This is a genomic window from Clostridioides sp. ES-W-0018-02 (genome assembly GCF_020658175.1).
Lineage (GTDB): Bacteria > Bacillota > Clostridia > Peptostreptococcales > Peptostreptococcaceae > Clostridioides.
This window is the reverse complement of sequence record NZ_JACVVY010000014.1, coordinates 38,522-56,688: the sequence shown is the minus strand read 5'-3', so window position 1 is coordinate 56,688 and position 18,167 is coordinate 38,522. Positions and strand designations below refer to the sequence as shown.

The 18,167-nt window shown below is 27.1% G+C and carries 33 protein-coding genes; all 33 read right to left on the bottom strand.

Annotation, left to right across the window (positions count from 1 at the left end; all coding sequences use genetic code 11):
• Nucleotides 1-381: hypothetical protein (locus IC219_RS19205; protein ID WP_227853371.1), on the bottom strand; the 381-nt coding region annotated here is incomplete at its 3' end.
• Between the two features lie 43 nt (nt 382-424).
• Nucleotides 425-580: a hypothetical protein gene (locus IC219_RS19200; RefSeq protein WP_227831994.1), complete on the bottom strand. Its 156-nt coding sequence runs from the start codon at nt 578-580 to the stop codon at nt 425-427.
• A 64-nt stretch (nt 581-644) separates the two neighbouring features.
• Nucleotides 645-950 (bottom strand): hypothetical protein, encoded by a 306-nt coding sequence (locus IC219_RS19195; protein ID WP_227831995.1) that lies wholly within the window; start codon nt 948-950, stop codon nt 645-647.
• Nucleotides 950-1,201 (bottom strand): hypothetical protein, encoded by a 252-nt coding sequence (locus tag IC219_RS19190; RefSeq protein WP_227853372.1) that lies wholly within the window; start codon nt 1,199-1,201, stop codon nt 950-952. Before IC219_RS19190 ends, IC219_RS19195 begins: the two co-directional genes overlap by 1 nt.
• A gap of 102 nt (nt 1,202-1,303) precedes the next feature.
• The gene (locus IC219_RS19185; RefSeq protein ID WP_227853373.1) at nt 1,304-4,375 is read right to left on the bottom strand and encodes a PHP domain-containing protein; all 3,072 of its coding nucleotides are present in this window, start codon (nt 4,373-4,375) and stop codon (nt 1,304-1,306) included.
• A 36-nt stretch (nt 4,376-4,411) separates the two neighbouring features.
• Entirely contained in the window at nt 4,412-6,004 is a 1,593-nt protein-coding gene (gene dcm, locus IC219_RS19180) for a DNA (cytosine-5-)-methyltransferase (RefSeq protein WP_227853429.1), read from the bottom strand.
• Between the two features lie 23 nt (nt 6,005-6,027).
• Nucleotides 6,028-6,891 carry a DNA cytosine methyltransferase gene (locus IC219_RS19175; RefSeq protein ID WP_255613057.1) on the bottom strand — a complete coding sequence of 288 codons (864 nt, stop codon included), beginning with the start codon at nt 6,889-6,891 and terminating at the stop codon, nt 6,028-6,030.
• 137 nt (nt 6,892-7,028) lie between these two features.
• Complete coding sequence (locus tag IC219_RS19170) at nt 7,029-7,238, bottom strand: hypothetical protein (protein WP_227853375.1); 210 nt, start codon at nt 7,236-7,238, stop codon at nt 7,029-7,031.
• 14 nt (nt 7,239-7,252) lie between these two features.
• Entirely contained in the window at nt 7,253-7,855 is a 603-nt protein-coding gene (locus IC219_RS19165; RefSeq protein WP_227853376.1) for a class I SAM-dependent methyltransferase, read from the bottom strand.
• 2 nt (nt 7,856-7,857) lie between these two features.
• Nucleotides 7,858-8,136 (bottom strand): hypothetical protein, encoded by a 279-nt coding sequence (locus IC219_RS19160; protein WP_227853377.1) that lies wholly within the window; start codon nt 8,134-8,136, stop codon nt 7,858-7,860.
• Between the two features lie 22 nt (nt 8,137-8,158).
• Complete coding sequence (locus tag IC219_RS19155; protein ID WP_021425100.1) at nt 8,159-8,491, bottom strand: hypothetical protein; 333 nt, start codon at nt 8,489-8,491, stop codon at nt 8,159-8,161.
• Between the two features lie 25 nt (nt 8,492-8,516).
• The gene (locus IC219_RS19150) at nt 8,517-8,663 is read right to left on the bottom strand and encodes a hypothetical protein (RefSeq protein ID WP_227853378.1); all 147 of its coding nucleotides are present in this window, start codon (nt 8,661-8,663) and stop codon (nt 8,517-8,519) included.
• A gap of 17 nt (nt 8,664-8,680) precedes the next feature.
• Nucleotides 8,681-8,848 (bottom strand): hypothetical protein, encoded by a 168-nt coding sequence (locus tag IC219_RS19145; protein ID WP_227853379.1) that lies wholly within the window; start codon nt 8,846-8,848, stop codon nt 8,681-8,683.
• A 54-nt stretch (nt 8,849-8,902) separates the two neighbouring features.
• Entirely contained in the window at nt 8,903-9,616 is a 714-nt protein-coding gene (locus IC219_RS19140) for a site-specific DNA-methyltransferase (RefSeq protein ID WP_227853380.1), read from the bottom strand.
• A 65-nt stretch (nt 9,617-9,681) separates the two neighbouring features.
• The gene (locus IC219_RS19135; RefSeq protein ID WP_227853381.1) at nt 9,682-9,966 is read right to left on the bottom strand and encodes a DUF5052 family protein; all 285 of its coding nucleotides are present in this window, start codon (nt 9,964-9,966) and stop codon (nt 9,682-9,684) included.
• Nucleotides 9,967-10,044: 78 nt separating this feature from the next.
• Nucleotides 10,045-10,176, bottom strand: a complete 132-nt coding sequence (locus IC219_RS21865; RefSeq protein ID WP_255613058.1) for a hypothetical protein — start codon at nt 10,174-10,176, stop codon at nt 10,045-10,047.
• A 29-nt stretch (nt 10,177-10,205) separates the two neighbouring features.
• Nucleotides 10,206-10,634, bottom strand: coding sequence for a hypothetical protein (locus IC219_RS19130; RefSeq protein WP_227853382.1), 429 nt, complete (start codon nt 10,632-10,634; stop codon nt 10,206-10,208).
• A 68-nt stretch (nt 10,635-10,702) separates the two neighbouring features.
• Complete coding sequence (locus tag IC219_RS19125) at nt 10,703-11,500, bottom strand: hypothetical protein (RefSeq protein WP_227853383.1); 798 nt, start codon at nt 11,498-11,500, stop codon at nt 10,703-10,705.
• Nucleotides 11,501-11,516: 16 nt separating this feature from the next.
• Nucleotides 11,517-11,879 (bottom strand): hypothetical protein, encoded by a 363-nt coding sequence (locus IC219_RS19120; RefSeq protein ID WP_227853384.1) that lies wholly within the window; start codon nt 11,877-11,879, stop codon nt 11,517-11,519.
• Nucleotides 11,880-11,899: 20 nt separating this feature from the next.
• On the bottom strand, nt 11,900-12,133 hold the full coding sequence (locus IC219_RS19115) for a hypothetical protein (protein ID WP_227853385.1): 234 nt from the start codon (nt 12,131-12,133) through the stop codon (nt 11,900-11,902).
• A 139-nt stretch (nt 12,134-12,272) separates the two neighbouring features.
• Nucleotides 12,273-12,641: a hypothetical protein gene (locus IC219_RS19110; RefSeq protein ID WP_227853386.1), complete on the bottom strand. Its 369-nt coding sequence runs from the start codon at nt 12,639-12,641 to the stop codon at nt 12,273-12,275.
• Nucleotides 12,642-12,666: 25 nt separating this feature from the next.
• Entirely contained in the window at nt 12,667-13,131 is a 465-nt protein-coding gene (locus tag IC219_RS19105) for a hypothetical protein (RefSeq protein ID WP_227853387.1), read from the bottom strand.
• Nucleotides 13,132-13,141: 10 nt separating this feature from the next.
• On the bottom strand, nt 13,142-13,600 hold the full coding sequence (locus IC219_RS19100) for a hypothetical protein (RefSeq protein ID WP_227853388.1): 459 nt from the start codon (nt 13,598-13,600) through the stop codon (nt 13,142-13,144).
• 50 nt (nt 13,601-13,650) lie between these two features.
• Nucleotides 13,651-13,920 carry a hypothetical protein gene (locus tag IC219_RS19095; RefSeq protein ID WP_227853389.1) on the bottom strand — a complete coding sequence of 90 codons (270 nt, stop codon included), beginning with the start codon at nt 13,918-13,920 and terminating at the stop codon, nt 13,651-13,653.
• Nucleotides 13,921-13,968: 48 nt separating this feature from the next.
• Nucleotides 13,969-14,661 carry a hypothetical protein gene (locus tag IC219_RS19090; RefSeq protein ID WP_227853390.1) on the bottom strand — a complete coding sequence of 231 codons (693 nt, stop codon included), beginning with the start codon at nt 14,659-14,661 and terminating at the stop codon, nt 13,969-13,971.
• Between the two features lie 22 nt (nt 14,662-14,683).
• Entirely contained in the window at nt 14,684-15,088 is a 405-nt protein-coding gene (locus IC219_RS19085; RefSeq protein ID WP_227853391.1) for a hypothetical protein, read from the bottom strand.
• Between the two features lie 93 nt (nt 15,089-15,181).
• The gene (locus IC219_RS19080) at nt 15,182-15,406 is read right to left on the bottom strand and encodes a hypothetical protein (protein ID WP_227853392.1); all 225 of its coding nucleotides are present in this window, start codon (nt 15,404-15,406) and stop codon (nt 15,182-15,184) included.
• 32 nt (nt 15,407-15,438) lie between these two features.
• Nucleotides 15,439-15,723 carry a hypothetical protein gene (locus IC219_RS19075; protein ID WP_227853393.1) on the bottom strand — a complete coding sequence of 95 codons (285 nt, stop codon included), beginning with the start codon at nt 15,721-15,723 and terminating at the stop codon, nt 15,439-15,441.
• Between the two features lie 11 nt (nt 15,724-15,734).
• Nucleotides 15,735-15,923 (bottom strand): hypothetical protein, encoded by a 189-nt coding sequence (locus IC219_RS19070; RefSeq protein WP_227831878.1) that lies wholly within the window; start codon nt 15,921-15,923, stop codon nt 15,735-15,737.
• 80 nt (nt 15,924-16,003) lie between these two features.
• Entirely contained in the window at nt 16,004-16,198 is a 195-nt protein-coding gene (locus tag IC219_RS19065; protein WP_227831877.1) for a hypothetical protein, read from the bottom strand.
• Between the two features lie 10 nt (nt 16,199-16,208).
• On the bottom strand, nt 16,209-16,340 hold the full coding sequence (locus tag IC219_RS21860; RefSeq protein ID WP_255613059.1) for a hypothetical protein: 132 nt from the start codon (nt 16,338-16,340) through the stop codon (nt 16,209-16,211).
• A gap of 32 nt (nt 16,341-16,372) precedes the next feature.
• Nucleotides 16,373-16,870, bottom strand: a complete 498-nt coding sequence (nrdG, locus tag IC219_RS19060) for an anaerobic ribonucleoside-triphosphate reductase activating protein (RefSeq protein WP_227831876.1) — start codon at nt 16,868-16,870, stop codon at nt 16,373-16,375.
• Nucleotides 16,863-18,134: an anaerobic ribonucleoside-triphosphate reductase gene (gene nrdD, locus IC219_RS19055; RefSeq protein ID WP_227831891.1), complete on the bottom strand. Its 1,272-nt coding sequence runs from the start codon at nt 18,132-18,134 to the stop codon at nt 16,863-16,865. The genes nrdG and nrdD overlap by 8 nt, the downstream gene beginning before the upstream one ends.
• Between the last annotated feature and the right edge of the window lie 33 nt (nt 18,135-18,167).

Sequence of the window (18,167 nt, the reverse complement as noted above, 5' to 3'; positions counted from 1 at the left end):
TATTTTAGTTCCAAATTTAAGATGATTATTGGCCACAAACCCATATTGTAAATTTTCTCCTATAGCTGTCACAGCTCCATGTTTACTATTTTCACAATTCAAAGAAGTATAGTAACTTACTTCCCATATTGTAGGAATTAATTTTTCTATTTTGATATTAAGTTCTTTTTCTAAGTTCATTTTTTTTATTTCCAACTTATATTCTTTACTATTTTTGCATTGTTCCCATTCGTATTTATACATTAAGTCAATATTCTTAGTTGTATCTAGTATTACGTTTTTATTTATATTACTAGTGTTAATTTCTTCTGTATTAGCAAATATAGTTATAGTACTTCCGACTACTAAAACTCCTGTTATAATTATGTTTCTCCACCTCATATATACCTCCAATCATATTAAAATTATTATTTTAAACGCTCTTTTACTCTTCAATAGCATCGGCAAATTCCTGTTGAGTTGGCTCTTCCCCTTCTCCATTCCATTCAAATGCATCTTCTAAATATGCACTTGGATTATAACAACAATAATCACAATCGCTATTTTTATTTTCACATCTTTGTTTAAATTTACAATCCACTTTAATCCCCTTTCTATATCTTTATTATAATATATATCTTATTATATCGCAACTACTTTTTTATTTATTTTTTCAAGTTTACATATTTTTCTTTATAACCCTTAGAATTTCTTGTATTCATTATATTTTTTATAGATTCCTTATAAGATATATCATCTGATATTCTTATTAAGCTTTCAAGAAAATACATTGAATAACTTCTTGGTATCTTTTTTCTAATAGCTAAATCAATTGCAGTTTTAGCAGCATTATAACACTTAAGATGTGTATGACCTTCTCCAAATATCTTATTAGTATTATAGACAATATATCCATTTCGGACTTTAATAATAATGTATTCATTTTTTTCATATATTTTATTTGTTTTCATTACAAATCCTCAATTTTGCGCCATATCATTTCTAACTTCCCATATTTCCTATTTAATCTTCTTCTAATTTCATATGCAGATTTAATTTCTTCTTTTACATTTTGCCACTTCTCCAAAACTTCTTCATACTCTTTATTCTCTTCTTTTAAAAAGAGTATTTCTTCATTTAATTCATCAATTTTTATACTTAATTCTCTATTTTTTTCTAATAAATCATAGTGTCTTTGTTCATCTATAAGTATTGAAATCACTACCTTTCGCTTGCCTCGTATACGCCATTTTGAGATTATAAGGTATAAATATAAACAGTATTTTATACAAAGCCTTAGAAAGTCATATACGAGGTCATATTTTTAATTTTCTATTTTCCAATATTCTTGAATCCACCATTCTGTCTCTGTATGACTTTTAATCCATTTTCCATTTACTTTTTTACTTTTAGCTTTTTCTTTAGTTGATTTTAAATATATTAAATCATAAATGCCAATTTTATTATCCTCGAAAATAGCTTTATTTACTTTGAAAATTTTTGTATTACCTGAATTTATATTATACAATGTGACTTTAGGAGAGTATTTAGTATCTATATCTATTACTAAACAATATCTTGGATTTGAATTACTATCTTTTATGTCACACGAACCCACAAATTCAAAATAAGCTTGTATTTTTTCATTGATTGGTATATCAGTATTTTCAATTTGACTTTCGAGATATGAACATAATTTTTTTGTATCAACTTCTTTAAATATTTTTTCTGTTTCTTTATTAGAATATTTCCTCATAATTTCCATTTTGCATGGTAAACTATCTTTTTTAAATTGTTTTTTACTATATATTGAGTTATAGATATCATAAGTTTCTAAAAGTTTGTTGGACTTTCCAAATTCCTCAAAGAAATCTAATTTAATTAGTATAGATAATTGTTTAGAGTTTATATGTCCTTGTAAGTCATTCAATAGCTCTAAAAATGAATCATATTTATTATCTTTAAGAGAATATAGATATTCTCCTATATCAGAATTTAAAAATTTAATGGATTCAATTCCCTTGTAAATACTATTTTTATCTCTATTAAAGAAGTATTCAGATTTTGAGAATCTAAATTTAGGATTTTCTAACTTAATACCAAAATACTTTATTTCATCTGTTAATTTTCTTGTTCTTTCTGTATCTTCATTATATAAGTTGAATGCTACAGTATAATATTCTAATGGATAATGTGACTTAAGGTATGCACAATATAAGCTGTCATATGCGTATGAAAGACTATGTGAAGCATTAAAGGAATACGAGGTGGCATCATTTACAACTTGCCATGTGTCCTCGAAATTATTTTCAGTTCCGACTTTTTTAATCCAGTTATTTTTTAGTTTAGTATGCAATTCTTTTAACTCTTTTTCTTTAAATTTCTTTTTTGCTATTTTCTTTATAATATCATAGCTCTCAGATTCCTCTATCCCTAACCATATTAGATACTTCATTATAGACTCTTGATACATAAGGTAATGGTAACTATCTTCTAGTAATTTATCTAATTCTTTCACATTAGTGGTATAAGGATTTCTATTAATAAAATTATTTAATAAAGATGCAAAGCCTGGTCTAATACTAGCTACAAACGCACTTGTTTCAGCCACACTTGATATTTTGTATTTAGATGCTAGGTTTGTCGCATAGTCTGAGTCTACTTGATTTATAGTACAAGTTAATTTATTCTTATATATCTCATAGGTTTTACTATCTAATAAACTATTCAACTCTTCAATTGTAGGAATATTAATATTTGCCAATTCACAAGTTTTTCTGATTAGTGACCATACTTTAACTGTTAAATAATCATTTTTTAAGTACTTATATTTATCACAATAATATCCATCTATATTACAACATATGCCATCCTTAGTTTTTAGTAATCCAACCTCTTCATCAATTGCTTTGTCATATATAAGCATAGAGCATGGTGAGAAAGAAACACTTTCTACTACTCCTACAAATACCTTTGATTCCTTTATTATATCTCTCCAAGAATCATCATTTATATATTTATCTAGGTTTTTAGCCACTTCATCATACTCTGATAATTTCATATCATTTGCTTTACACCATAATCTAAATGCTGATGCATCTTGTAACGGCTTATAACTTATCATCCAAGCACAATTTTTTTCTCCTAGCAAGTCTCTAGTTGCTTGTATAAATGGTTCTGCATCTTCAGCATTTAAATCTATATCTGGTAAAGATTTCGCTGATAGTATTCTTTCAACACTCATAAATCTAGTAGGGAATAATGGTACTGGAGCATTTAATCTGTCTATTTCAGTAAGCCCTAAAAGGTTAGTTATTATAAATGAAGGTGCTGAACCTCTCCCCGTTTTAGTAAGAAGACCATTATATTTTTGTTTGGCTCTTTGAACTATTTTATAATCTATAATAAAATAATCCTCCATATGAGTTTTCTCTATAATATCAAATTCATATATTATAGCATCTAAGTATTCATTCCATCTATTTTCAGGTATATTTTTTCTTTTCTCTAACCATTCTTTATTTAATATCTCTTTCAGTTCTTTATTTGGATTTTTAGATATTGATGGTAACTTTATATCTTCATTTATCAGTGTAACTTCTTCACACTCATCAAATATTAGAGTATTTTTTAATGCTATTTCAATTTCTTGCTTTGTTAATACATTTTGTTTTTCATATCTTTTAAATATATCATCTGAATTTGGATAATCTAAAATAAATCCATCTTCTTCAGGATAATTTATACCTTTAGCTTTAAGAAATTTAGTTCTATATTTTGATTCTTCTGGATAAATATAATGGCTATCATTGGCATGTATTATATCTATATTATATTTGTTACTTAACTCTAAAGCATCTTTGTTATGTAAAGCTTGAGTTTTATGAGGATGGGATTGCACTTCAAGAAAGAAATTATCTTTGAAATGACTCTTTAGTTTTATTATTAGTTCTTCTCTATTTTCAAGTTTTAATACTCCAGCTACACATGCAGTAGTAATAACCACATCCTCTGGTTTAAATATCTCAAATAGTATCTTTTCATCTATTCTAGGTTTATAGTAATACCCATTTGTATTAGCTAAACTTAAAGCTTTATTTATTTGCTTATAGCCATTATTATTTTTAGCAATTACTATTAGGTGATAGTTCCCTCTATCTTTTTCATTTATATCATTTACATAGTAAAACTCTGCTCCAACAATCATCTTTAAATTGTTTTTATCACATAAAGTTTTTGCTTCATGTACATTTCCCTGATATCCATGTTCTGTTGTAAAATATGTAGTATGACCAAGCTCTATTGTCCTATCTATATATTGTTGTGGCTTGGTAATTACATCTAAAGACCTTATATTTGAGTATATTTTATGGCTATGATAATTATTATATCTCAATTAATCCTCCTTTTAAAACTGACATTTTATAACCATTTAATTATCTATATGTTTTTGTAATAGTTTTTTGAATATTGCTTCTAAGACTGATACACAAATTGAATTACCTGCTTGCTTATAGAGTTGTGTATTGGACATCTTGGCTTCTGTACATTTCTCTATATCTTCATCATCAAAGCCCATTAATCTCCAACATTCTTTTGGTGTGAGTTTTCTTATTTTAAAATCGTTATCTACACTTTCTACTATTTTGGTTTGCCTGTTTCCACCTTGACAAGTATCTAAAGATGGGCTTAATCCTTTAGAATTATAGCAAGTATTACTTTGATGGGCTTTATTACTATTTGGATATGTAAAATATCCTTCTTTAATTGGTTTGTCCTCCAATATCTTAGGTTGCCTATTTCCTCCAGTCATAGCATTTAATGTTGGAGATAATCCATTATCTCCATAAACTCTTTTTAATAAATCATATCCCTTTATATCTAATTCTCCTACTTGATTTATTTTAGGCTCAATAATAACATTATCTTTTTGAACTGTAGTTATTGTATTAGAACATTCATCACTCCTCATTTCTAATTTCTGTTCAATACTCCTCATTTCTAATTTCTGTTCAATATTACCTTGTTCATCATATCTTCCTCTTATAGCTCCATTAGACACATTATTTTCTTTAATATATCCCATAGCATATCCATGTGTCCCACTACATAGAGTCGTAGATAATCCTTTATCTGATACAACTTGACCTGCTTGAGACTTTGGATACTGCGACACATTACCTTCTTTAATTATCTTATCTATAATTTGCTTTGGCTGTTTATAATCTCTTGCTGACAGGGTTGATATACATTTATTAGGATTATAACACCATGCAGATGTACATTTATCAAATATCAAATCTCCATTTTTATTATATGGATTTGGTGCAGTAGTTCCAATAACTTCTAAATCATCATTATTTAACCTATCCGTTGGAAATTTAGTAAATCTATCTTGTATTTCTTTCGATAAATAATATTTTTCATCTACTTCTTTTTCAAGGAAATCTTTTAATCTATATTGTAATGTAAAACCTATTGGAAATTCATAAGGTGTGTGTTCTCCTAGTATTGATATGCAGAAAATTCTTTCTCTATTTTGAGGTATTCCAAAATCCTTCGCATTTAAGATTTGATAATATGAGGTATATCCTAATCCTTTTAAATCATTTATATACTGTTCAAAATTATGTTTATGTTTTTTACTTAGTACATTCTTTACATTTTCCCAAACTACATATTTAGGTTTAATATATTTAACTATTTCGACTGTATTCCACATCAGAGAAGACGCAGTACCACTTCCTTTGTCTCCTCCATCTCCTTTTCCAGCCACAGAATAGTTCGTGCATGGACTTCCGTGGGTAATTATATCTACATCTTGTGCAAGCTTAGATATATCAATTTTTGTTATATCACCTAAATTCATGTCTTCACTTACATCGTGTATAACTGAATATGATTTACTTGCATATTTATCAATTTCACAATAATTTATTAATTTATACCTTACCTTAATATTTCCTAGTGCTTTTTCAAATGCCCCAATTCCTGAAAATAAACTTAGTAATTTTAATTCTTTTATAAATATCCTCTCCTTTAAATCTTTTACTGTTTAATTTTTCTTAGTATGTGTTTAATAACATCTACAGTCCATCCGTTCCCAAGCATCTTGCCTGCATTGTTCTTAGAAACAATAGATGTATATCCCTTTGGCACGCCTTGTAATTTTTCACATTCTTCTATTGTTAATTTTCTATATTTTTTATGGTCTTTTGTTATGTTTAAGTCAAATAAAGAAGCACATATAGTTGGACAGTTGCCTTCTATATCATAGACTCTGCCTCTTTGCCATGTTTGTTTCCCGTTTATATCTTTTGGGTTTATTGTTATAATTCCATCATTGCTTTTACTTGGATTGTATATCGTTCTATCTAAGAAAAAATTTATATCTTTATCAAAAGGAATATTCTCGTCTATTATATCTTTTAACCTAATATCTTTGACTTCCCATTTTTTAATAGGTATATTAGTCCAGTAATATCTCTTTCTAATATGACCTGTAAAATCTTTACTGTTTATGTATATTCTCTTTACTCCTAATAGCAAATCAATAACATCTGCTATTTCATCCTTCATTCGTACATTTTCTAATAAAAAATAACTTGGATTTAACTCATTTTTTAATCTAACAAATTCAAAAAACAACCTACTTCTATCATCTTTAAAATTAAGCTTCTTTCCAGCTACACTAAACCCTTGACATGGACTTCCACCCATCAGCAAATCTATTTTTGGTAATGTGTCACTTTTCAAATTTAATACATCTCCTAAGTGCTTTGTGTTTGGATAATTATATTTTGTTACCGCTATAGCCTTATCATCTATCTCGGACGCAAAATAATTATTAACATCAATACCTAATTTATCTAGGGCGATTTGACCACAACTCATTCCGTCAAATAGGCTCAACACATTTATACTCTTTTCTATAAATATCACTCCTTTTAAAATTTGGATTTTTATTACAGATTTAAATAAGATTTTGTTTTTTTGATAGTAATTTGAATTGAATTTTAGATATGTATTTTAGATTAAAAACCATGATTTTATAGTTCATATTTCCCATCATTCCTTGGACATAGAAATTCTATATCTTTAAGGTCTAAACCATCTCTCTCGTAATAATCCTTTGCTCTTATACATTCTCTTGGAGACACTCCGTATAGTTTAATTAAATCCCTAAAATTTATAAAATGTTTTTGACCATCATTTTTTGATGTAATCTCTCCCTCAAATACCACATATTTAATTTTCATTTTACTCCTCTATACTATCGACTTATTAATACTTTTAATTTTGAAAAATTTGGATTGTATCCCTTCTGCCATACAAAATGAGCATATTCTATACTGTCTGTCTTTTTATCATCTGTAAAGCTCATCCTTTTGTTGTGAACAAAGATATACTTAGGCATATTATTCTGCCATAGTTCCTGCCTTATCTTACCTCCTAAATAATTCAGTCTTAACAGCATAATAACAAAACCATCTTCTTTTACATCGTTTAAAGCTTTATTAATTATGTCTAAGCCGATGTTAAAAGGAGGATTAGTAATAATTACATCATATTTTTCTTCAGGTTGAAATTCTAGGTAATCTTGCTTTAGATTTGCTCTTGAATCATATCTTATATCTACTGTATCTATTGCAATTTCTTGATTTGAAAATTCTTGAATTGCAGTTGGATAGCTCATTGAATTTGTATTATCTCCACCTGCACAAGGGTCTAATATACTTATTTTTGAATTGAATATATTTTCATGCTTACTGAACTCATTTAAGAACTCTTTGATTTTAGGAATCGGAGTCCTATAGTAATCACTTACATGAAAATCCCTAGCATCACTTCTGTTTGTACTACTTATAAATATCACCTCTATTTGTCTAACATTTCATTTACTGCTACAGCTATAAATATAAATATGGCATTTATAACTCCACATATAGGATAAGCTACCAATATTCTTAAAATATTTTTTCCTAGCTCTAATGCATTATAATCGCTAGATTTTAACAGATTAATTGTATTTACGAATCCATCTAAAAAAAATACTTTTCCTCCTACATATGCTGCTATTATAAATCCTAGTATAAAAATAGTAATTGAAGCTATATGGTTAATGTTATTCCTTTTCTTCTTTATCCTTTTAAACAAATATAAATACCTCCTCAATATTTTAATCTTGTTTTCCAAAATATTCTTCTAGTGCTTTTATAAATAAATGCTCTTTATTTTTAGCATTTTTTATTATATTTTTAATATCCTTTACAGTACAAGCATACTCGTCGCCCCATGAATCCCATCCATTTTGGTATGTATGGGTTAAAATATATCCATAACCATATTCTTTTAATGTTTTATCTATCTCAACTAAATTACAATGAGCATCATATAGTCTATATTGGTCAAATTGATTTTGGTCTTTATTATGATTCATTGATATGGCACATATAATGTTATAATTTTTTATATCAAATTTCTCATTTCCTAGTACATCTACTTTTTTCATCTTTAATCTCCTTAAAATAATACTTTTAATCTAAGTTATTACTCGATAATAATAATGCTACAGCACAAAATCCATTAACTATTATTCCATTAGCATCTCCCCCTAAATAATTAGCTCCCATACAACCTAAATTAAAAATTGCTGCAATTTTTAAAATCAAATTTAAAATCAAATCAATACTCCTTTCTTTTATTCTTTTTTATTGATATACATACTACTTGATGGTATAAGAATCCAGATTAGCAACCATGCTAATGTATTTATTGGATATGTTGTATCCAAGAATTGAAATTGTGGGAAGTTTAAAATATCTACTACCCAAATTATTATAAGAATTATTTTTAAGACTTTAAACATTTGTTCCTCCTTTATTTTGGATATATAAAGTTCATGTTGAAAATAAATATATAATTATCCTATGTTCTCCAATCTATCACAACTTATATAAAAGTATGTCTCATCTAATTCTATTCCTACAAATCTACGGTTAGTATTTAAACAAGCTACTCCTGTGCTACCTGAACCCATTGTAAAATCTAATACTAAGTCTCCCTCCTTTGTGTAAGTCTTAATCCAATTTTCTAATAGAGGCACTGGTTTTTGAGTTGGATGAACTCTATTCAAGTTATTGCACTCCCCTAATGTTTTACTTAGACTAAACAAATTTGTTGGATACCTTTTAGTATTATCATAATTATCGCTTGGTTTTGTTATATGTCCTCCATAATTATTAGATGTATAACCTTCTTTACTTACAGGTCTTATATTTTTAGGATTTGCATTTGTCATCTGTGGGTTATATATAGGAGTTTTTTTGTAAAACACACATATATCTTCAGTTTGTTTTAATGGCATTCTTTTTGCATTTAAGAAACCACTTACTAATTGTTTATCCCATGTTATTCTGTACTTAAATTTTTTGATATTACTACATATCAACCTACTCGTGAAAGGTTCATCTGCAAACAATAAGATTGCTCCATTTGGCTTTATTAATTTATCTATCCTACTCCACATTTTATCAAATGGAATAATTTCATCCCACTTATTTCTTGACGTTGTTCCATAAGGTATATCAGAGAAAATCATGTCAAATTTAACGCCTAATGATATAAGATCATCCATAACCTCCAGACAATCACCTTTATATAATTTATAATCCCCTTTATCTATTAACATTTAGTTTTCCTTTATTTGTTAGATTGATTTTCTTCTATTACTACATGAGCATTACATATAATCACCCTCTTACCATCAAAATCTAGTGTTATAGTGCCACCATCTCCATCTTTGACTCTCATACTTTTACTTGTATATGTTTTTAATACCTCGCCATTATCTGAATATACATTTACAGTTCTATTAAGACCTGATACATCACTTTCAGTATCTTTTATTGAACTTTGTATTCCTGTGCATCCAGACATGACTATTAACATTGTTCCTAATAACCCCTTTAATAAAAACTTTTTCAATATAATTTCACTCCTTTAGTTTTAATTGAATTATTAATAAGAATTTATTTTAGAAATTTTGATTTGTTGTAAAAGATTTTATTTGATATGATTATCTAAGTTCTTCACTTGAATTGTTCCAGTAACGCAATCTACACCTTCTATCATATATTCTAAGTTATCAAGCAGATAATTTACTGCTGATATATAGTTTTCCAATTCATTATTCATTTTGTTTACCTCCTATTAAAAGTATCATTTTATTGTAATTGTCTTACAAAATCCATTAATTTCTCTTTATTTTTTTTTCTTATTGTTACGGTTACATCTTCAAATGGATAAAGCTTTGCTAAATTACTCACCTCTCCGTCTATTGCATCAATAACTTCTTCGACTTCCTTTATCCCATTATTTTTCATTACTTCTTTAACAGTAAAATATAAGTCATCTCCGTCATCACAATTGACCAACTTTCCTTCCATTATTTCTTTTTCGGTAAATTCTTTAACTTCAAAGTCGCACTGACAACGGCTATGTTTCCCATCTAATTCATAAATGAAAAACTCTTTTTTTTCTATATCTGTCTTTATGATATTCCATATATCCTCTGTTAAAAACAATGACTCTTCATATGTTGCTCCACTGTAAAACCCCTCCGCAAATATACTTAATTTTACATATTTTTTCATAATTTTCACCATGCCTCTTTATTTTTTAATTCAATTAGTTGTTAAAATTAAGATTTTATAATATTAGGTTACTTAAACACCACTTTTGCTTTAATTACCTTAGATTCTTCCATTTCAATTATATTAAATTCGATATTGTTTTCTTCGGTTAATCTAATTATGTTGTCTACTATTTTTATATATTCTCTTGCATATCTCTCTTTTTCATCTGAATTCTCTATTGTTTTTTCTATAGCAGATATTATATTATTATAGCTCCTTATATAATCAACTATCCTTTTGAATAATACTGACTTTTTATGTATTTCTTTCGCCCCTTGATTAAAATGAATTGCATTACTGCTTATATACTCTTTACTAAATACTATCTCATAACCTGTAAATATACTAATTGCACCTGCACCTTTTCGTGTAGCAGTAGATTCTGTTGATTTCATCTCTACGCTTATATCTTGAGGGAATACAAATTCTTCTTCATACTGCTTTATACATAATTTATTCTTTTCATTTATAAACCTATATATATTGTCATTTATTGGTTCAGGAGTTTTTCTTGGAATTTCAATGGATTCTACTCTGCCACTATCATAATGTATTATAATCTTTTTCCCTCCACTATAATCAGATTTATATTCGTTTGCTGCTTTATCATATATTTTAGGTTCGATGTCTAAATCCAAATCACTAAATAAATAACTCCAACGTTCTCCACAACATTGACAATATTCGGAATAGCCTTTGAATAGTTTATTCGCTTTCCTTTTTATGTCATTTGCTGAATTACCCTCTATTATTACATATTCATCTACTACATCATTTCTGATTAGATATCCTCCACTATTATTTTGACAAAATGTATAAAACATAATCCCCCTCCTACATTTATTTTAGTATTTCAATTCCTAGTAATCTAAATTCTGTTTTATCTTCACTTAATGAAATGCACCAATTATCATATTTTTCTCTAATATAAAATTCATCCCACCAAAGTACTTCTCCTATAATTTGATTTTCTATTATTTTTGAATTAGTTATTACGCCAACCACTTTCTCATTATAGAATCTGTTTACAACCCAAGGATTTGTATAATCTGATAACTCTTGATTTGGATTATATATAACTGGTGCATTTTTAAAAGTGTCTATAGATTTTTCAATCATTTTTTTAGTAATTTCTATATTATTACTTTTGGATATATCCATAAGAATCATATTTGTAGTTATATTTTTCATATTCTTATTCACTCACTTTTTCTTCTTTATTTTTATATCTTTTTTATATCTTCTACGCTTATCTCAGTTTCTCCACTAGTATCTTCTGTAAAATCTATTTGTTTACCATTATAATCATTTACATAAGATGCTATATCATATATTCTTTGGCACTTTTGCTCTATACAATTACAAATATCATTTATATTTGTCTCACTTGGAATTTCAATTATAACTTCATGTCTCAAAGTCACTTTTTCTTCAAATTCAATTTTATATTTTTCCATTTTAAATTCTCCTTTATCTCATTTTTTATACTTCTTTAATTTTTATAGCTCATTTTATTTAATTTTTCTAAAGTAATTTCTAATTCCTTAGCAAATACAAATCTATTATATACTTTTAGGAATTATTAAATCTAAGCTATCAATTTTTCTTAACATCTCTACACCTCTTTATATTCTTAGCTAATTCATTTTTAATCATTAATTCTATCACTGAATCATCTACAAGTTCTACTTCTTCCCAAGAATATTGAGTGGCTCCATAGTATAAATCATATACTCCTCTATCATCACCCTTATTATTGTAAATCTCCTCATATATTTTTAATGCTTCTTTATAAGTATCTATATCTACTTCATTATAATTTTCAATTATATCTTTCCAATGGGCATATCCATTAGCTAAATATTCAAAAACTTCTCTGTCGTTGTTAGAGACCACATACTCTTGTATTGAATTGTGCATATCCTTTGGTGCAAAGTGTGTAACTTTTATTTTAAATAGTTTCATCTTTTCTCCTTTTAAAACCTGTATTTTAATACGAGTACATAATAACTAAACTATGATTTTCAAAATCAATTATATTTAACATTTCTTGAAATTCTTTTAATACTAAATCCCAAAATTCTTTTGGATATAATTTGTCTATTGTCATTTTTTCATCGTTTTTATAATAGAATTCTATATCTTTATTAAATATTTTAGAATTTATATCTTTTTGTTTAAGAAAAGGGATTATATAATCTTTCAAATCTTCTTTTGTAATAAGTATAGCTTTATCTTCATAACTTTCATATTTCTCAGATTTAGCTTTATTCATCATACGAATAATTGCCCAATCTTCTAAAGCTATGTCAATATCTAATAATTCTTCAAATTTATAAAATTCGTCTTCATTCTTATTTAATTCTTGATACTTTTGTATTCTTGTTTTATTTAAGTAAGTATTTAAATCTGTAATTTTTGTTTTTACTGAATAAAATCCTAAATCTAATCCCACATGTACCACCTCACCTATTAAAACTATGACTATCTATAACAATATTACCTTTTTCTTCAAGTTTTATCATTTCTTGTCTCATTTTTTCAACCTCACTATTTTGTCTCATTTCTTTAATCTTACTATTTTTAGAATATTGCTCTGCTATTTTATTTTTTATTAAAATCATAATATATTCCTCTGAATGTCCATACATTCTAATAAATCTGCCTCCTTTAAGGCTAAATCTATAAATATAATCATTAACAATTTTCTTAAATATTTTATTATACAGCAATACAGTTTTTTTTAAGAATAATCTCCCAGTATCTTCTTCATAAACAAATAATTCCGAGCAAATGTACAATATATTTTCCTTAGTTTTTATTTCATACCTAAAAATTCTTTCTGAGGGTTCTATTGTTTTATCATTTACTTTTTTTGTATCTTCTGATTTTATCAACTTCTTAAAAATGGTAATTATATTCATCTCCTCTTTACATTTTAAATTTTATATTCATGTTAAAACTGTTGTTTTAATTAATATTTTATATATTCTAATGGGTTATATCCGCTTATACTACGCCCTAACACCTTCTTCAATTCTTGTACTGTAGTATCTGATACGTCTAAAACTTCTAAATCATGTTCTTCTAATACTCCATATACCTCACTGTGTTTACCTAATATTTCTCCAAAATAAACATCTTTATCCATCGCTGAACCTACTTCATCTTCTGTTGCTATAAATATACCTTCTACATCTCCACCTATTCCGCAATCCCAACTAAATCTATATAATTTTTCCATAACTTCCTCCTTAGTTTTTTATTCTACCCTTGTGATAAAATCTGTCTTTTACTCACATTTAGATAAGTTCACTTTATATTTATCTAAATAATAATTTCCTTCAACTACATCAACTGCTTCATACCATAAATAATCTATATCTTCTTCAGATATTTTTAATTGTTCAATAGACTCTTTTTTCATTCTATCCACCCAATCTTTAGCTTCTTTTTTAGTACAAACCCTATGCATATATAAATGTACAAATTCCCCTTTATGAATTAATTCTTCTGCAATGTAATATAACTTTAAATCCTTATTATCTAAATCTGAATTTTGTTTATCTTCTGATTCTTCCAAAGCTGATATTAGCTTTTCTGCTGAATTTTCATCTTTTATATCTATATTTTTCAATATACTTTTTGTAGACATATCATCACTCCTTGTTATTGTAATACCATTTAAATTTAAACTTTCTTTATTTATGCTCTTCATGTAATGTATTATAGGTTTTGCTGTTTCTTCAATATTTATATTCACACTTTTAAGAATATCATAATTGCTAGAATCATATTCAACACAAGTTAACTGGTTAGTATCTGCATCAAAGCTCAAAGATAATTCTGTTTTTCTAGCTATAGGTATTAAATCTTTTTTACAACTAGGGCATATCATTATCTCTTCATTTAAATAATAATTATATTTTTGTAATGTTTCTTCTACATTAAAATACTTATTGCAATTCTCGCACCAAAATCTCACAATATCACTCCTTTAATTTTTCCTACCAGTCTATACAAATACTCCCTACCTTTAATTTAATTAATTCTTTTTTGCAATTTTCAATCCATTCAATATTATCTTCATAATAAATATCTTCTTTATTTAAATCTAAAATCTCATCATTTAACATACTTAAGAGATTTTCTAAACTACAAATCTCACGTTTTTCTAAATAATTATCTCTTAGCTTTATTTCTATGAGTTTACTTAAATTAGGAGATTCTTCTTTTGAAAATCTAAACATATAATTTCTTTTTAATGGATATTTCTCTAGCTCTTTCATGTTATTAATCACTCTATTTTCAACTTCCTTGACCCAATCTTCTAGTTTTAAAACTCCACCACAATAATTAATTATCTCATTTATAATATCTTTATTTTCTATAATATCTGTATTAAAATGCATATAGCATTTCTCCCTTCATATTAATCTCTCTTAGACTTTTTTTATTTTTATATTTTTTTCATAGTACTGCTCCAATTGAAAGTATCATTTGACTTAATTTTCTCCTATAATACAATCTGAGCAAACAAAGTCGTCGTTTTCCATTCCGTAAATAACACATATATCCTCATATTGACCTATTTGTATATCTATTGTTATTATCCTACTTTTTTTTATCACTTCTCTTGATTCCCCTTCCACAAATATTCCAGATGTGTTAATCGTTTTATACTCTACCTCTTGAAATATATTGTATTTAGTTTCTAAATTTAATTTCATATTTATCTCCTTTTAATAATTAAATTTTTTCGTTACTCACCTACCAATATCCACAAAAATCTCTTTCCCCATTTAATTTTAATAAAATCTAATTTATCTAAATTATAAAATAATTCAGGCTTGTTTCTTCTGACTTCAGAGGTAGATTTAACTATTCCACATTCTACCATTAATCTAGGTATGAATCTTTCCTCTGTATAATATATTTTATCTTTAATAAGCTCCCATTCTTTGTCATTAGCAGCAAATATATTTTTAGGGTCTACTAATGGTTTTCCCACTATAACATTTTCTTCATATTTGAATATATTGTTCATAACATTCCCCTCTATATAGAATTACTCAATAAACCTAATTTTTCTAATATACTTATCTTTGCATCTTCAAGCTTACATTTATTACAATCTTTCTTAGAATTTTGCATTTCATCATAAGCACATCCGCTACGACAAGGATTTGATGACAGATAAGCGTCTATAGCTCTTATTTCCTTCTGAGTCAACTTTATTGTTTTCATAAAATCCTCCCAATATTTTTAATTAACACATTCCCTTATCCTTTCTATGTGTTTTCTTAATGCATAGTTAGTTATATTTATCATTTTATCTTCTCCCAGTCTTTGAATTTATAAATATTTAAATTTAAGTCTATATAATATAAATCATATTGCTCAATTTCTTTACCTTTAAATATCAGTGAAGTCTTTAATGCTGCTATCGTTTTAAATCCAACCTTATTACCTATGTAAAATTTGCCTGTATTCTTATTTTTTGCAAAATAAATCTTATTCATCTAAGTTCACCTATCTTTTTTTATTCTTTTTCCATGTTTTAAATCTAATATTAGATTTAAAATCTATGAAATCATTTTCTAGCATCTTTTTTCTTCTTTGTTGCTCTTTAAGAAATCTAACCATAAACTCTTCTTTAGTCAAACTAATCACCTCCAAAGAGGGAAGAATCCCTCTTATTCATACAATACTATTTGATTTTCTTTTAATGATTTTTTAATATCTATTATTCTTTGATTTGATGAACCTTTAAAAATTAAATCTAACTCTTTTTTGTCTTTTTCAAATTTACCATCTACAAGAACATCTATTAATTTCAATAGTTCTAATTTTTCTTTGTGTATTAAAAGTTCTTCAAATTTAAAACCCGTGTAACACCATATTGTTTTTCTTGTATTTTTCTTAATTAATTTAGCCAGTTGAATAAAACCTTGTGGCTGTAGAAATGGATCACCACCAGAAAATGTTACATCTGAAAATTTATTTGAAATGATTTCCTTATAGATATCAGATACTTTCGTTAAAGCACCATTTTTCATATCCCAAGATTGAGGATTGTGACAATCATTACACTTATGATTGCATCCAGCACAATAAATAGAGGTTCTGAACCCTTCCCCATCAACTATTGTGTCATGTTTTATGTCTAAAATATAAATATAATCTTTAACCATGTGTAACCCTATCTTTTAACTCAGATAACTTTGCATTATTCCAGCTATCTGTAGTTCCAACTAGATACCCTGTAATTCTTTGTATTATATTTATGTTACAACTACCACATTTTGGACATTCATTTAACTCTGAGTCCGCATTTTCAAAACCACAGCTCATACATCTACTACGTGTATGGTTTACAGAGCCATAACCTATATTGTATTTTTTCATTAAATCTACAACTCTCATTATAGTTTTTGGATTATGAGTAGCATCCCCATCTAATTCAACATAAAATATGTGTCCACCACCTTCTAATTCATGGTAAGGTGCTTCTACTTTGGCCTTATGTTCAACAGTGCAATTATACCAAACTGGAACATGTGAGCTATTAGTATAATAATCTTTGTCTGTAATATTTTTTATTTCTCCAAATATTTTTTTATCTTTTTGAGTAAACTTTCCAGAAAGACCTTCTGCTGGTGTGCCTAGTACAGAATAATTTAGATTGTATTCTTTTTTATATTTTTCTACTTTAGATTTTAAAAACGATATAATTTCTAAACCTAAATTTTGTGCTTTTTCACTTTCGCCATGATGTTCACCTACAAGAGCTATTAAACATTCTGCTAAACCTATAAATCCCATGCCTAGTGTCCCATGTTTTAAAACTTCTTTTACATAATCATCAGGATTTAAGTCTTCAGAATCCTTCCACAATCCGCTCATTAGTAATGGAAATTGCTTAGCCTTAGCCGTACATTGAAATAAATATCTATCATATAATTGTCTTGCAACTACGTCAGAATATTTATCAAGTAGAATAAAAAACTCTACAACTCTATTAGCTTGATTATCTGGATATTTTTCTTTAGCCTCTAATGCCATTTTTACTAAATTTAGAGTAGTAAAGGATAAATTACCTCTTCCTATACTTGTTTTTTCTCCATGTAAATTTTCAAACACTCTTGTGCGACATCCCATTGTTGCTACTTCATAAATATATCTATTTGGGTCACACATTTTCCACTTAATGTTTTTATTAAAAGTTGCATCTAAATTTAAAAAGTTAGGAAAGAACCTTTTAGCTGATACTCTACATGCTAATTCATATAAATCATAATTTCTGTCGGTAGGATTGTAATTTATTCCCTCTTTTACTTTCCATATTTGAATTGGAAAGATTGGTGTTTCTCCATTTCCAACACCCTCATAAGTAGACTTTAATATTTCTCTTATTATACATCTACCTTCAGCAGAGGTGTCTGTTCCATAATTTATAGAACTGAATACAACTTGATTTCCCGATTGTTA